15 protein-coding genes are annotated in these 13442 nt (G+C 71.0%); 13 read left to right on the plus strand and 2 right to left on the minus strand.

Features of this window, described 5'->3' with window-relative positions; translation table 11 throughout:
• Positions 1–68 precede the first annotated feature (68 nt).
• Genes QMG73_RS07250 through QMG73_RS07260 form a run of 3 tightly spaced genes read left to right on the plus strand, consistent with a single transcriptional unit; the run spans position 69 to position 2618 of the window.
• Positions 69–1028, plus strand: coding sequence for a thiamine-phosphate kinase (locus tag QMG73_RS07250; protein ID WP_281893276.1), 960 nt, complete (start codon positions 69–71; stop codon positions 1026–1028).
• Between the two features lie 34 nt (positions 1029–1062).
• The gene (locus tag QMG73_RS07255; RefSeq protein WP_281893278.1) at positions 1063–1605 is read left to right on the plus strand and encodes an RNA polymerase sigma factor; all 543 of its coding nucleotides are present in this window, start codon (positions 1063–1065) and stop codon (positions 1603–1605) included.
• On the plus strand, positions 1602–2618 hold the full coding sequence (locus tag QMG73_RS07260) for a hypothetical protein (protein WP_281893279.1): 1017 nt from the start codon (positions 1602–1604) through the stop codon (positions 2616–2618). The genes QMG73_RS07255 and QMG73_RS07260 overlap by 4 nt, the downstream gene beginning before the upstream one ends.
• Before the next feature lie 81 nt (positions 2619–2699).
• On the opposite strand, the gene rpmB is transcribed toward QMG73_RS07260, so the two are convergent.
• Complete coding sequence (gene rpmB, locus QMG73_RS07265; protein WP_265255297.1) at positions 2700–2891, minus strand: 50S ribosomal protein L28; 192 nt, start codon at positions 2889–2891, stop codon at positions 2700–2702.
• A gap of 153 nt (positions 2892–3044) precedes the next feature.
• On the opposite strand from rpmB, the gene QMG73_RS07270 reads away from it, so the two are divergent.
• Positions 3045–4649 (plus strand): DAK2 domain-containing protein, encoded by a 1605-nt coding sequence (locus tag QMG73_RS07270; RefSeq protein WP_281893282.1) that lies wholly within the window; start codon positions 3045–3047, stop codon positions 4647–4649.
• A complete protein-coding gene (recG, locus tag QMG73_RS07275; RefSeq protein WP_281893283.1) occupies positions 4646–6826 on the plus strand; it encodes an ATP-dependent DNA helicase RecG in 2181 nt (726 codons plus the stop codon). The genes QMG73_RS07270 and recG overlap by 4 nt, the downstream gene beginning before the upstream one ends.
• A 107-nt stretch (positions 6827–6933) precedes the next feature.
• Here recG and QMG73_RS07280 read toward each other — a convergent pair whose 3' ends face one another.
• Positions 6934–8049 carry a cell wall anchor protein gene (locus QMG73_RS07280; RefSeq protein WP_281893284.1) on the minus strand — a complete coding sequence of 372 codons (1116 nt, stop codon included), beginning with the start codon at positions 8047–8049 and terminating at the stop codon, positions 6934–6936.
• 262 nt (positions 8050–8311) lie between these two features.
• Between QMG73_RS07280 and rsmD the strand changes: the two genes are divergently transcribed.
• The 8 genes from rsmD (at position 8312) to mutM (ending at position 13398) form a co-directional block, all read left to right on the plus strand.
• Positions 8312–8875 carry a 16S rRNA (guanine(966)-N(2))-methyltransferase RsmD gene (gene rsmD / locus QMG73_RS07285; protein ID WP_281893285.1) on the plus strand — a complete coding sequence of 188 codons (564 nt, stop codon included), beginning with the start codon at positions 8312–8314 and terminating at the stop codon, positions 8873–8875.
• The gene (gene coaD, locus QMG73_RS07290; RefSeq protein ID WP_281893286.1) at positions 8872–9357 is read left to right on the plus strand and encodes a pantetheine-phosphate adenylyltransferase; all 486 of its coding nucleotides are present in this window, start codon (positions 8872–8874) and stop codon (positions 9355–9357) included. Before rsmD ends, coaD begins: the two co-directional genes overlap by 4 nt.
• A 123-nt stretch (positions 9358–9480) precedes the next feature.
• Positions 9481–9978, plus strand: a complete 498-nt coding sequence (locus QMG73_RS07295) for an ATP synthase subunit B family protein (RefSeq protein ID WP_281893288.1) — start codon at positions 9481–9483, stop codon at positions 9976–9978.
• Between the two features lie 78 nt (positions 9979–10056).
• Entirely contained in the window at positions 10057–10620 is a 564-nt protein-coding gene (locus QMG73_RS07300) for a YceD family protein (protein ID WP_281893381.1), read from the plus strand.
• Between the two features lie 4 nt (positions 10621–10624).
• A complete protein-coding gene (gene rpmF / locus QMG73_RS07305) occupies positions 10625–10798 on the plus strand; it encodes a 50S ribosomal protein L32 (protein ID WP_265253153.1) in 174 nt (57 codons plus the stop codon).
• A gap of 15 nt (positions 10799–10813) precedes the next feature.
• Positions 10814–11791 carry a phosphate acyltransferase PlsX gene (locus QMG73_RS07310; protein WP_281893290.1) on the plus strand — a complete coding sequence of 326 codons (978 nt, stop codon included), beginning with the start codon at positions 10814–10816 and terminating at the stop codon, positions 11789–11791.
• Entirely contained in the window at positions 11784–12530 is a 747-nt protein-coding gene (rnc, locus tag QMG73_RS07315) for a ribonuclease III (RefSeq protein ID WP_281893291.1), read from the plus strand. Before QMG73_RS07310 ends, rnc begins: the two co-directional genes overlap by 8 nt.
• Complete coding sequence (mutM, locus tag QMG73_RS07320) at positions 12523–13398, plus strand: bifunctional DNA-formamidopyrimidine glycosylase/DNA-(apurinic or apyrimidinic site) lyase (protein ID WP_281893293.1); 876 nt, start codon at positions 12523–12525, stop codon at positions 13396–13398. Before rnc ends, mutM begins: the two co-directional genes overlap by 8 nt.
• Positions 13399–13442: the final 44 nt, after the last annotated feature.

Here is a 13442-nt window from a genome sequence, read left to right on the forward strand (position 1 = left end):
GATCCGACTCCCCTCCGCCGCAGCCAGCGGCTCGAACGTGAAACTACCGTACGGAACAGGCCCTATTCATGACGGTGCCGAGGGAGGCGTTAGTGAGTGTGGCGAGAAGCGGTGAGTTCGGCCTGATCGCCCGGGTCACCGCGCGCCTGCCCGTCGGGCCGTACGCGCTGCTCGGCCCCGGCGACGACGCGGCCGTGGTCGCCGCCGACGATAGCCGTGTCGTCATCTCGACCGACGTGCTCGTCGAAGGGCGGCACTTCCGGCGCGACTGGTCGACGGCTCAGGACGTGGGCCACCGTGCCGCCGCGGCCAACCTCGCGGACATCGCCGCCATGGGCGCGGCGCCGACCGCGCTGGTGGTCGCCCTGTGCGTGCCGCCGGGGCTGGACGCCCGTTGGGCCGAAGACCTCGCCGACGGGCTCGGCGCCGAGGCCGCCAGGGTGCATGCCAGCGTCGTCGGCGGCGACATGTCGGCGAGCCCCACGCTCACGATCGCGGTCACCGCGCTCGGCGACCTGGAGGGGCGCGCGCCGCTCCTGCGCAGCGGGGCACGCCCTGGCGACGTGCTGGCCATCGCCGGCCGCACCGGCTACGCGGCGGCGGGTTACACGGTACTGTCACGCGGCTTCCGCACCCCGAAGCTTCTCGTCGAGGCGTACCGGCGCCCGGATGTGCCCTACGCGTGCGGTCCCGAGGCCGCCCGGCTCGGCGCCACCTCCATGATCGACGTGTCGGACGGCCTGCTGGCGGACATCGGGCACGTCGCCGTCGCCAGCGGGGTGGCCTTCGACGTGCGGCGGGACGGGTTCGAGATACCCCGGCAGATGCGGGACGCGGCACACGCGCTCGGCGTCGACCCGTACACGTGGGTGCTGGGCGGGGGCGACGACCACGCGCTGGCGGCGACGTTCCCCGCGGACGTCGAGCTGCCCGCCCCGTGGCGCGTCGTCGGCGAGGTACGTGCCGGTGCCGGGGTGACGGTGGACGGAAAGCCGTACAAGGGGTCGCCCGGCTGGCAGCATTTCTAGGGAACACGGGGGTCGGCGGCTGGCAAGAAAGAGCATGACGACGCCGACGACCTCCGTGATGATCGAGCCGGCTGATCTCGCGGGGATGTTCGACCGGTACGCGCGCGACCTGCTCCGGTACTGCACGCGGCGGGTCGGGGAGCAGGTCGCCGAAGACGTGGTGGCCGAGACGTTCCTGATCGCGTACGAGCAGCGTGACCGGTACGACCCGGAGCGGGGCGGGTTGCTGCCCTGGCTGTACGGCATCGCCACCAACCTGCTGCGCCGGCACCGCCGGACCGAGATTCGGGCGCTGCGGGCATTGGCCCGGGGCGCCCGGTCAGCGATCGGGGTGCCGGGGCACGACGGGCGGGCCGCCGAACGGGTGGACGCCCAGCGAACAGTGGCGAAGCTGTCGGCGGTACTGGCGAAGCTGCCCCGGCGGCAGCGCGATGTGCTGCTCCTCTACGCGGTCGCCCAGCTCGAGTACGCGGAGATAGCCGCGGCGCTGGGGATACCGCTCGGATCGGTCCAGTCGTCTCTGCACCGCGCCCGCGCCAAGGTGCGCGCCGCGCTCGATGAAGGAGATGCCCGATGAGTCACACCGATCCCGATGTCGTCGCGGTGCGCGAGCTGCCGCCGGGAGTACCCGATCCCAGCGACGAATCGGTGTCGCGCACGTGGCGGCTGATGACCGGGCGCCGCCCGGCACCCGCGCGCGTGTGGTCCCGCCTCCTGGTACCGGTCACCGCCGCCGCCATGGTCGTCGGCCTCGCGGTCGGGGCGGCCGTGGTGTTCCGCCCCGGTGGCCTGTCGTTCGGGGCCGGCGGGGGCCCCTCGGACGAGAAGACCTCCGAACCGAACCTCGCCCCGCCCTCGCCCGAGGCGGTCGCCGCGCTGAAGGCCATGGCTTCGACCGCGGCCAGCATTCCCACGACCGTCCCGCCGATCGCGTCGGGCCAGTACGTCTTCGTGCACCACGACGGCTGGGTGGTCGACGCGGGAGCGTCCTCCGAGTCCGCAACGGTCGAGAAGCAGGACCGGAGCTACTGGTTCGACCCGAACGGCATGCTTCTGCGCGGCGTGAGATTCGGCGATGACCCCGCGGATCTGGGAAACGACGCCAACGTCCCGCCCGGAGAGGTCGGACGCAGCGTCGAGGTGCCGACACCCGAGTGGCTGGCCCAACTGCCCACTGACCCGGCAAGGCTCGTCGAGGTGCTGCGTGGGGCGATGGACAAGGATGCTCCGTGGTCGATCGACCACCAGGTGTGGTCCGAAATGCAGGACTTTTACCTCAAGTGCGACCTGTTGCTCAGCACGGAGGTGCGGGCGGCGCTCCTCACGGCGTTCACGTCGCTGCGGGGCATCACGTCATCGGAGATCACGATCGACAAGCGTCGCCTCGTGGCGATCCGGCACACCGAGCGCGGTATCGGCGACGAAATCCTCTTCGACCCGACCACGGGGCGGGCCGTGGGGCGGCGCACCGTCGACGTCGACAGCGACGTGACGCTGGACCCGTCGTCGCCGGTGCGGCTCGATCCGGGCGTGGGCTACCAGGCCATCTGGACGCAGAAGGTCGTCGACGAGCTGTACGCCACGTCCTGAGTAGTCAGCACGCACACACGTAACCGCCGGGTCGTCGGACCCGGCGGTTACTGTCGCTTTGTGGTGGTTTGGTGCCCGCGCTTAGGCGCGGACGACCTTGCCAGCCTTGATGCACGAGGTGCAGACCTGCATCTTGCGGGTCGTGCCGCCACCGGCCGGGGTGCGCACCGTCTGGATGTTCGGGTTCCAGCGACGGTTGGTCCGCCGGTGCGAGTGGGACACGTTGTGGCCGAAGCCCGGCCCCTTGCCACAGACGTCGCACACGCTAGCCACGGGATACTCCTGGGATTGTCGTTCGTGAGGTCGCCACCGGACGCAGCCCGGGCAACCTAGCCAGGGTACCCGATCCCCCCGCCTCCTTCCCAATGCCCCCCATGGGCGGTGTGGTTGGAACGGAAGGTCGGAGGGCGACAGTAGGCTCGTCGCGTGTTGGAGAGGTTCGACGCGGCTGCGGTACGTCGGTGGTGTGCGGCCGGGCTGGAGTCGATGCGCCAGCATCAGCGCGAGATCGACGAGCTCAACGTCTATCCGGTGCCCGACGGCGACACGGGCACCAATCTGGTGCTCACGCTCGCCTCGGCGCAGCAGGCGGTCGACCTCGATCTCCACACGGTCACCGACGACGGGCAGACGCCGCACGGCCGGGCGCTGCGGCTGATGGCGCGTGGGGCGCTGCTCGGCGCGCGCGGCAACTCCGGCGTGATCCTGTCGCAGCTCCTGCGCGGGCTGGCCGACTCGCTGGGCGGTGCCGCCACGGTGCGGGGCGAGGCGCTGACCAGCGCTCTGGAGGTGGCTGCCGAGGCGGCATACGCGGCGGTGTCCAAGCCGGTCGAGGGCACCATGCTCACGGTGGCCGCGGCTGCCGCGACCGGGGCGGCCGCCGCGGGCTCAGACGATCTCGACGCCGTGGTCCGGTCCGCCGCTGCCGAGGCGGCGCGGGCGCTGGCGCGTACCCCTGAGCAGTTGCCGGCGCTGGCGCGCGCGGGCGTGGTCGACGCGGGCGGGCGCGGGCTGTGCGTCCTGCTCGACTCGCTGGTCGCGGTGGTCACCGGAGAGCACGTCGAGACCCCGCCGGTCGCCACCCGCCCGCCGGTCACCGCCGCGCGCGAGAGCGGATCTTCCGAGTACGCCTACGAGGTGCAGTACCTGCTGGACGCTCCCGAGCCGGCGGTGGAGCGGCTCAAGGAGATCCTGGACGGCCTCGGTGACTCCCTGGTCGTGGTGGGCGCCGGCGGCGACCCTCCTACGTGGAACGTGCACGTCCACGTCAACGACGTCGGTGCCGCCATCGAGGCCGGGGTCGAGGCGGGCCGGCCGCACCGCATCTCCGTCAGCCGCTTCGAAGAGCAGATGGCGGCCCCGGGACCGCCGCTCGATCCGGACGGCCGGGGCGCGGTGGCGGTGGCCGCCGGCGCCGGGCTGGCGGCACTGCTGCGGGGCGAGGGCGTCCGCGTGGTGGCGGCCAACCCGTCCACCGCCGAGCTGCTCGACGCGGTACTGGCCACCGGTGCCGCCCGCGTCGTCGTGCTGCCCGATGACCCCGACACGCAGGCCGTGGCCAGCGCCGCCGCCAAGGAGGCACACGCCCAAGGGGTACGGGTCAGCGTCGTGCCGACCCGGTCTCCGGTACAGGCGATGGCGGCGCTCGCCGTGCGTGATCCGGGGCGCCGGTTCGAAGACGACGTGATCGCGATGGCTGAGGCGGCGGGCGCCTGCCGGTACGCGGAGGTCTGCTACGCCAGCCGCGAGGCGCTCACCGTGGCGGGCCCGTGTAAACCGGGTGACGTGCTGGCCCTTGTCGACGACGAGGTGCACCTGATCGGCCAGGATCTGCTGGAGACGTGCCGAGATCTGCTCGACCGGCTCCTCGGCGGTGGCGGTGAGCTGGTCACGCTGCTGATCGGCGCCGACGCTCCGGCAGGGTTCGGCGAGGCGCTGCGCGGGCACGTCGCGCAGCGGTGGCCGTTCGTCGAGGTCAACGAGTACGACGGTGGCCAACCCCTGTATCCCCTGCTGGTAGGCGTCGAATGAGTGACACGGATACCCCGCTCACGAAGTGGCTTGGCGCCAAGACGGCCAAGGCACTCGCCGACCATCTCGACCTGCACACGGCCGGCGACCTGCTGTATCACTTCCCGCGGCGATACGACGAGCGCGGGCAGCACACCGACATCCGGGCGCTGGAGGTCGGCGACCAGGTCACGGTGATGGCGCAGGTCCGCACGGCAAACCGGCGCAGGATCAAGAACGGCGCCGACGAGATGCTCGAAGTGACGGTCGGCGACGGGGCCGGTGGCGTGCTCGGGCTCAACTACTTCGGCCGCAAGCAGATGTGGCATGACAAGTACCTGCGTCCCGGCAAGTGGGGGCTGTTCGCCGGCAAGGTCACCGAGTTTCGGGGCAAGCGGCAGCTCAACAACCCCGAGTACGTGATGCTCGACGACGAGGACGGGGCGTCGGAGGAGATCGAGGAGTTCGCCGGGGGGCTGATTCCGGTCTACCCGGCCGCCGCCAAGATCCCTACTTGGACGATCGCCAAATGCGTCCGGGTGGTGCTCGACAACGTGACGATGCCAGACGACCCGCTGCCGGCGACACTGCGTGCCGGCAACAACCTGATCGGGCTCGACAAGGCCCTGCGGTGGATCCATCGGCCGGGCTCCTATCAGGAGAAGGGCGCGGCTCAGAAGCGGCTGAAATGGGACGAGGCGTTCGCGGTACAGGTGACTCTCGTGCAGCGCAAACACCGCGCGGCGGCGTGGCCGGCCAAGCCGCGACCACGCCGTCCCGATGGTTTGCTCGACGCGTTCGACGCGCGGATGCCGTACGAGTTGACGGCCGGCCAGCGCGACGTGGGCGAGGAGATCGCCAGAGACCTTGGCACCGCGCACCCGATGCACCGGCTGCTGCAGGGCGAGGTCGGTTCCGGCAAGACGCTGGTGGCGGTGCGCGCGATGCTGCAGGTGGTCGACTCCGGCGCGCAGGCGGCGATGCTGGCGCCGACCGAGGTGCTAGCCGCCCAGCACTACCGGGGCATCGCCGAACTCCTGGGGCCGCTGGGGATAGCGGGCGAGCTGGGCGCCGCCGATGAGTCGACCCGCGTGACGTTGGTCACTGGCTCGCTGGGCGCGGCGGCCCGGCGGCGGGCGCTCGAAGAGGTCGCCAGTGGCGGTGCCGGCATCGTGGTCGGCACGCACGCGCTGCTGTACGAGGGCGTCGACTTCGCGGATCTGGGCCTCGTCGTGGTCGACGAGCAGCACCGGTTCGGCGTAGAGCAGCGCGACGCGCTGCGCGCGAAGGCCGAGCAGCCGCCGCACGTCCTGGTCATGACGGCCACCCCGATACCGCGCACGGTGGCGATGACCGTGTACGGCGACCTGGAGGTGTCGACGCTGTCGCAGCTCCCGCTCGGGCGCTCGCCGATCGCGTCGCACGTGGTGCCCGCCGCCGAAAAGCCGGCCTTCCTCGAACGGGCGTGGAAGCGGGTACGGGAAGAGGTGGCGGCCGGCCACCAGGCGTACGTCGTCTGCCCCCGGATCGGCGACGACGCCTCGCCGGAGGAAGACGCGCCCGCGCTCGACGACAACGGCAAGCGCCCGCCGCTGGCGGTGCTGGAGGTCGCGCCGCTGCTCGAAGAGGGCCCGCTGCACGGGCTGCGGATCGCGGTGCTGCACGGGCGGCTGCCGGCCGACGAGAAAGACGCGATCATGCGGTCGTACGCCGCCGGGCAGCTCGACGTGCTGGTCGCGACGACGGTGATCGAGGTGGGTGTCAACGTGCCCAACGCCACCGTGATGATCGTGCTCGACGCCGACCGGTTCGGTGTGTCACAGCTGCACCAGCTGCGCGGCCGGGTCGGGCGGGGCACGGCGCCGGGCCTGTGCCTGCTGGTCACCGAGGCGCTCGAGGGCACACCGGCACGGGAGCGGCTCGACGCGGTGGCCTCGACCACCGACGGGTTCCGGCTGGCGGAGCTCGATCTGGAGCAGCGCCGCGAGGGCGACGTGCTGGGCGCGACCCAGTCGGGCCGGCGGTCACACCTGCGGCTGCTGTCGCTGCTGCGCGACACCGACCTGATCGGCGAGGCCCGGGTAGCGGCGATCGAGCTGGTGGAAGAAGACGTCGATCTGGTCCGCCATCCGGCGCTCGCGGCATCGGTGGCCGCGCTCGTCGACGAGGAACGCGCGGAGTACCTCGAAAAGGGCTGACTCGAAAAGGGCTGACAAGCGGTGCGGCCCGCGATGACCGGGGGGTGTCATCGCGGGCCGCGGGGGGATGAATGCTTGCGGCGCTGTGCCGTCAGGCCACCCGAGGATCAGGCCGTGAAGGTCGTCCGGCGACGTCGCGAGATCACGAAGAGCATCGCACCGGCAGCCAGCAGGACCAGCGCACCGGCCGCGATGCCGGTGGCCGCGACGCCGGTGACGGGCAGGTCGCCGTCGTCTCCGCCGCCACCGCCGCCGTTGTCACAGCCCTCGGGCTGCTCCCATGCGAAGGTCTCTTCTTCGCCGTCCCCGGTCGTCGCGGTAACGGTGAAGCCCTCGCTGGCGGCGAACTTGGCCTGCTTGGTCTCGCCCGGCTTGACGACCAGCGTCTGCGGCTCGCCGGTGCTGGGCTTGAAGACGACGGTCACCGTCTCACCATCCGCGGGGTTGGTGATGGTGAAGATCATCTCGTCGCAGGTGAACTCGACGGCACCCTCGGGCTCGCCCGGCTCGGCGCAGCCTTCAGGCTGCTTCCAGGTGTAGGTGCCGACTGGTGTGTCCTTGCCGCGCTCGGTCACCACGATCTTGCCGGCGCCCGCGGGTACGACGATGTCAGCCTTGCTGTCGCCCGGCTCCAGCGTGTACTTCTGCTCGAAGCCCTTCGCCTTGACGGCGAGCTCGACCGCCTTGGTGGCCTCCTTGCCGTTGGCGAGGGTCACCGTGACCGCGCCCTCGCAGTCCGATGCGAAGCTGGCGGTCGGGGCGGTGACGGCGGGCTTGTCTTCCTCGCACTTGCCGCCCAGCGTCACGGTGCCCGTGCTCGGCTTGTGCTCGACGAAGTCGCTGCGGTTCTTCTTCCACTGAGCCTGGACGGTGAGCGAGGCGGTCCGGGCACTGCCCGGCACCCGCTGCTCGCCCACGATGGGCTTGGAGACCTCGTACGGATACTGATCGCCCGTGCTGACGGCGATGTTGGTGACCGTGGATCCGGCCGGTGTGAGATCAGCCTTGATCAGCTTGTAGCGCTCGACGCCAGGTGGGGCGACGCTCGTCACCTTCCAGGTGACGACCCACTCACCGGTGGTCGTGTCGCAGACCGCCTTGCCGGCGACCTCGCTGTGGTGGGCGCTGGCTGGGGATGCGATCGCGACCGCTGCCGCGGCGCCGAGGACTGCGGCGCCGAGGAGGGTCAGCGGTCGCCGCAGCGACAGCTTCGAACGGTTCACGCGTTCTCCTGACAACGGGGGGTTTCAGGGCGCGGCGTGGGGAGGGCGGAACACGGAAATGGTTCGACGCCAACCCCGCGTCGATGGTTGGCCGACGGAACGTGTCGGCACAGCGCCAGACCTTAGCGAATGCTGAAGACCGAAAGGGCAATTGAGGCAGATCTAACGATGCCGTTATGAATGTGAGATCTTCGATGCGCAATGCGTATACGCCTGATGTCGCTGTGTAGTCCTGTGACCGATGTGGCGTAGCGTTTTGTTCATGACCCGTATCGTGGCTGGCCTTTATGGGGGCCGGCGCCTCGCCGTGCCTCCCGGTGTCGGCACCCGGCCGACGTCGGATCGCGTACGGGAGGCCCTCTTCAGCGCGCTGGGCTCCCTTGTGGACCTGGAGGGTGCGCGCTTCGCCGACCTGTACGCGGGATCGGGCGCGGTCGGGCTGGAGGCGCTGTCGCGTGGGGCCGCCCACGTGCTCCTGGTCGAGTCGGACGCGCGGGTCGCCCGGGTGGTTCGCGCCAACATCGCCGCGCTCGGTGTCAGCGGTTCGGCCCGGCTGGTCGCGGGCTCGGTCGCAGCTGTACTGGCCACCGGGCCGGAAGGAGGCGGGTACGACGTGGTGTTCGCCGATCCGCCGTACGCGGTACCCGATGGCGATGTCACCGCGATGCTGTCGGCGCTGGTCGACGGCGGTTGGCTGGCGGCGGACGCCGTGGTCGTGGTCGAGCGGTCCAGCCGGACTGGAGCGGTGGCGTGGGTGCCGGGAATCACCGAGGAGCACAGTCGCCGATACGGAGAGACAACACTTTGGTACGGTCGCCGTTCGTGAGACGTGCGGTGTGTCCCGGCTCGTTCGACCCGGTGACCAACGGCCACCTTGACATCATCGGCAGAGCCAGCCGGCTCTTCGACGAGGTGATCGTCGGGGTGCTCATCAACCAGTCGAAGACCGGCTTGTTCAGCGAAGACGAGCGCATCGACATGCTCGGCGAGGTCACCCAGGGGTACGACAACGTTCGGGTGCTCACCTTCCGCGGCCTGCTCGTCGACTTCTGCCGTGCGCAGGAGGCCGGCGTGGTGGTCAAGGGGCTCCGTGCGGTGAGCGACTTCGACTACGAGCTTCAGATGGCGCAGATGAACATCGGGCTGGCCGGGGTGGAGACGCTCTTCATGCCGACCAACCCGCTCTACTCGTTCCTCTCGTCGAGCCTGGTCAAAGAGGTGGCCAAGTGGGGCGGCGACGTGTCGCCGCACGTGCCCGACCTGGTCGCCACCCGGATGCGCGAGCGCCTCGGGCCGCCTCCGACCTAGTGCGACGCGCCACGGAGCGGCGGGTGGAGCGCGGTGGCCACTTGCGGGCCGCATCATGAGGTGAGCACCATCCTGGCTGACCCACCATCACGGGGCGGCCGTAGAACGACAGGAGTGAGGCCCGTGGACCCGCTCGACCGCATCGACGAGATCATCGCGATCGTGGAGACCGCGCGATCGGTCCCGATGTCGCGCAACAACTGCATGGTCGACCGCGGCGAGATGATCGGCGCCCTCGATCAGCTCCGGGCTGAGCTACCCAGCGAGCTGCGGCGAGCGGCCGCGCTCCTGGACGAGCGCGACAAGATCATCGACGCCGGCAAGCACGAGGCCGATCGGATCATCAGCGAGGGCGAGGCCGAGCACGCCCGCCTGGTGTCGGTGAACGAGATCACCGTGTCCGCCGAGCACGAGGGCGCCCGGATCATCTCCGAGGCTCGGGCCGAGGCCCAGCGGCTGCGAGAAGAGGTCGACGACTACGTCGACACCGCACTGGCGAACTTCGAACAGTTCCTGACCAGGGCGCTCGCCTCGATCGAGCGGGGGCGCGACAAGATGCACGCGCTTCGGGAGATCGGCACCTTCGTCGGAGAAGACAACGAGCGGCCCCTGCCGTTCTAGGCTTTGAGGCCGGTTCGACTGTGCCGGCGGTCCTCGGGTAGCCTAGACCGTCGGCCTCTACCAGGCCGGAGTCTCATGATGCCCAAACACACGCAGACCCACCTCAACCCCAGGTCGCCGCTGGTCCTCGATACGAGGGAGCTGCCGCGCCGACCTGGCTCGATGCGTACGGTCGATCGGGTGGCACCGGCACCGCGAGACCTCGGGCTGGAGTTGATCGGTGTGCCGGAAGGCGCCGACCTCACCCTCGCCCTGAGGATGGAGTCGGTGTCGGAGGGCGTGCTCGTCTCCGGGACGGTGAGTGGTGCCGTCGCGGGTGAGTGCGGCCGCTGCCTGCGCCCGATCGACGACTCGGTGACCGTCACGATCCAGGAGCTGTATGCCTACGAGCACAGCACCACGGACGAGACGGCCGGCGAGGATGAGGTCGGCCGGCTACAGGGAGACCTGATCGACCTGGAGCCGGTGCTGCGGGACGCGGTGGTGCTGGCGCTGCCGACCAACCCGCTGTGCCGAGCCGACTGTCCAGGGCTGTGCCCCGAGTGTGGGGCGCCGTGGGACGAGCTGCCGGCTGACCACAGCCACCAGCAGGTCGACCCCAGGTGGGCGGCCCTGTCGCAATTGACCCGGAAAGAGGAGTAAGAACGTGGCCGTCCCCAAGCGCAAGATGTCGCGCAGCAACACCCGGTCCCGCCGCGCGCAGTGGAAGACCACTCCTGTCGCCACCGTGGCGTGCCCGCAGTGCCGTTCGCCCAAGCTGCCGCACGCGGCCTGCACGGTCTGCGGCACCTACAACGGCCGCCAGGTCATCGAGGTCTGACGCACTGGTCCGCGCGTGACTCGCCCGACGTCGGGTCGGGCATCACCGGCACCGAAAGGTCCGGAAATCGCGCGGATCGCCGTCGACCTCCTCGGCGGGGACGGGGCACCCGCCGTCGTGGTTGACGGCGCTCTGCGCGCCTGTGATGCCGACCCTGACCTCCGTCTTCTGCTCGTCGGCCCCTCCGAGGTGGCCGGCGAGGTCCTTGGCGCCCTCCCAGCGGTCGATCGCGACCGGGTGACGGTGCGCCCCGTCAGCGGCGCCGTCGGCATGGCCGACGCCGCGAGCGGGGCCAAGCGGGTCGACACCACCGTCCGGGCCGCCGTCGCTGCCGTCGCTGAGGGCGTCGTCGACGGCGCCGTCTCCGCCGGGCCGAGCGGCGCCACCGTTACGGCCGCCGTGCTCGGGCTTGGCCGCTGGCCAGGTGTACGCCGTCCGGCGCTCGCCACCACGCTGCCGGCCGTCGAAGGGCCCGTCGTCCTGCTCGACGTGGGCGCCTCCGTCGAGGCTCGACCGGGCACGCTGGCCCGCAACGCGGCCCTCGGCGCCGCCTACGCCGCCGTCGTGAACAACGTCGACAAGCCCCGCGTCGGGCTCCTCTCCATCGGCACCGAGCCGGGCAAGGGCGACCGCGCCCGCCGCGCTGCCGATCCTTTTCTCGCCGGGCAGCAGCTGCCGTCCGGCGCCCGCTACATCGGGCTCGTCGAGGGGTACGAAGCGTGCCTCGGCGAGCGTGCCGACGTCGTCGTCACGGACGGTTTCACCGGCAACGTGCTTCTGAAGGGCATTGAAGGCGCGTACACGCTGCTCGGTGGACCAGCACAGACCGTGCCGCGCGCCGCGGCGCTGCTGGGCGTCCACGGCACCGTCGTGGTCTGCCACGGCGCGGCCGCCGGCGCCGACCTGGCCTCGGGCATCGCCCTCGCCGCGCACCTGCACCGCCGCTCCGCGGCTATTGAGATCTCCACACTTCTAGGGGTGATCCATGGATAAACGCAAGCGACCACCGGTCGCGCATCTGGAAGCGGCGTTCGGCGTCGCCTTCGACCCGGAACTGCTCGACCGGGCGTTGACGCACCGCTCGTTCGCGTACGAGAACGGTGGTCTTCCGACCAACGAGCGCCTGGAGTTTCTCGGCGACTCCGTGCTGGGGGTCGTGATCACCACGGCGCTCTTCCACAACCACCCCGACCTGCCCGAGGGTCAGCTCGCCAAGCTGCGCGCCAGCGTGGTCAACATGCGGGCGCTCGCCGACGTGGCGCGCGGGCTCGGCCCTCAGGGGCTCGGCACGTACCTGCTGCTCGGCAAGGGCGAGGAGACCACCGGCGGGCGCGACAAGGCGAGCATCCTCGCCGACACGCTGGAGGCGCTGCTGGGCGCGATCTATCTCCAGTACGGGTTGGAGATCGCCTCGAAGGTGATCCACCGGCTCTTCGACCCGTTGATGATCGAGTCGGCGGGGCGTGGCGCGGGGCTGGACTGGAAGACGAGCCTGCAGGAACTGACCGCCTCGCTGGGGCTGGGCGTGCCCGAGTACCGGATCGACGAAGCCGGTCCCGACCACGCCAAGACGTTCACCGCCTGGGTGGTGGTGGCGGGCGACCGGTACGGCGGTGCGGAGGGGCGCAGCAAGAAGGAGGCCGAGCAGCGGGCCGCCGAGGCGGCATACCGGACGCTGTCGGCGAAGTTCGGCGAGCCGCCCGCAGCGGACAACGGTGCGGCCGGTGCCTGAGCTGCCCGAGGTCGAGACGGTCCGGCAGGGGCTGGCCAAGTGGGTCACCGGCCGCCGGATCACCAGTGTCGAGGTGCACCACCCGCGGGCGGTACGCCGGCATTTGCCCGGTGCGGAGCACTTCGCCGCGGTGCTCGCCGGGCGCACCGTCGTCGACGTGTGCCGGCGGGGCAAGTACCTGTGGCTGCCGCTCGACTCGGGCGACGCGATCATCGGTCACCTCGGCATGTCCGGGCAGTTGCTCGTACAGCCCCCGGATGCGCCGGACGAGACACACCTAAGGGTCCGGTTCCGGTTCGCGGACGGCGGGTCGGAGCTCCGCTTCGTCGACCAGCGCACGTTCGGTGGGCTGGCGTACTCCGAGGGCGGCGCCGAGCTGCCCGCCGAGATCGCGCACATCGCCCGGGACCCCATGGACCCGCTGTTCTCCGACCCGGACTTCGTGGCTGGGCTGCGGCGCAAGCGCTCCGAGGTGAAGCGCGCGCTGCTCGACCAGACGTTGATCTCCGGTGTCGGCAACATCTACGCCGACGAGGCGCTCTGGCGGTCGCGCCTGCACGGCCTGCGGCCCACCGACGCGCTGACGAAGCCGGCGGCCACGCGGCTGCTCGCCCACGTGCGCGACGTGCTCGGCGAGGCGCTCGTCGCGGGCGGCACCAGCTTCGACGCCCTCTACGTCGACGTGAACGGGGAGAGCGGCTACTTCGACCGCTCCCTCAACGCGTACGGGCGGGAGGGCGAGCCATGCCATCGCTGTGGCGCCCCGATCCGCCGGGAGCCGTTCATGAACCGCTCCTCCTACAGTTGCCCCCGGTGCCAGCCCCGGCCCCGTCGGGGTATTTCCCCCGGTACCAGATCCGGGGGCTAGGCGGGTCCGTCCCCGATGTAGCTTCGCCGCCCCGTCCCTAGCGT

The organism is Phytohabitans aurantiacus (genome assembly GCF_027923225.1).
In the GTDB taxonomy this organism is placed as follows: domain Bacteria; phylum Actinomycetota; class Actinomycetes; order Mycobacteriales; family Micromonosporaceae; genus Phytohabitans; species Phytohabitans aurantiacus.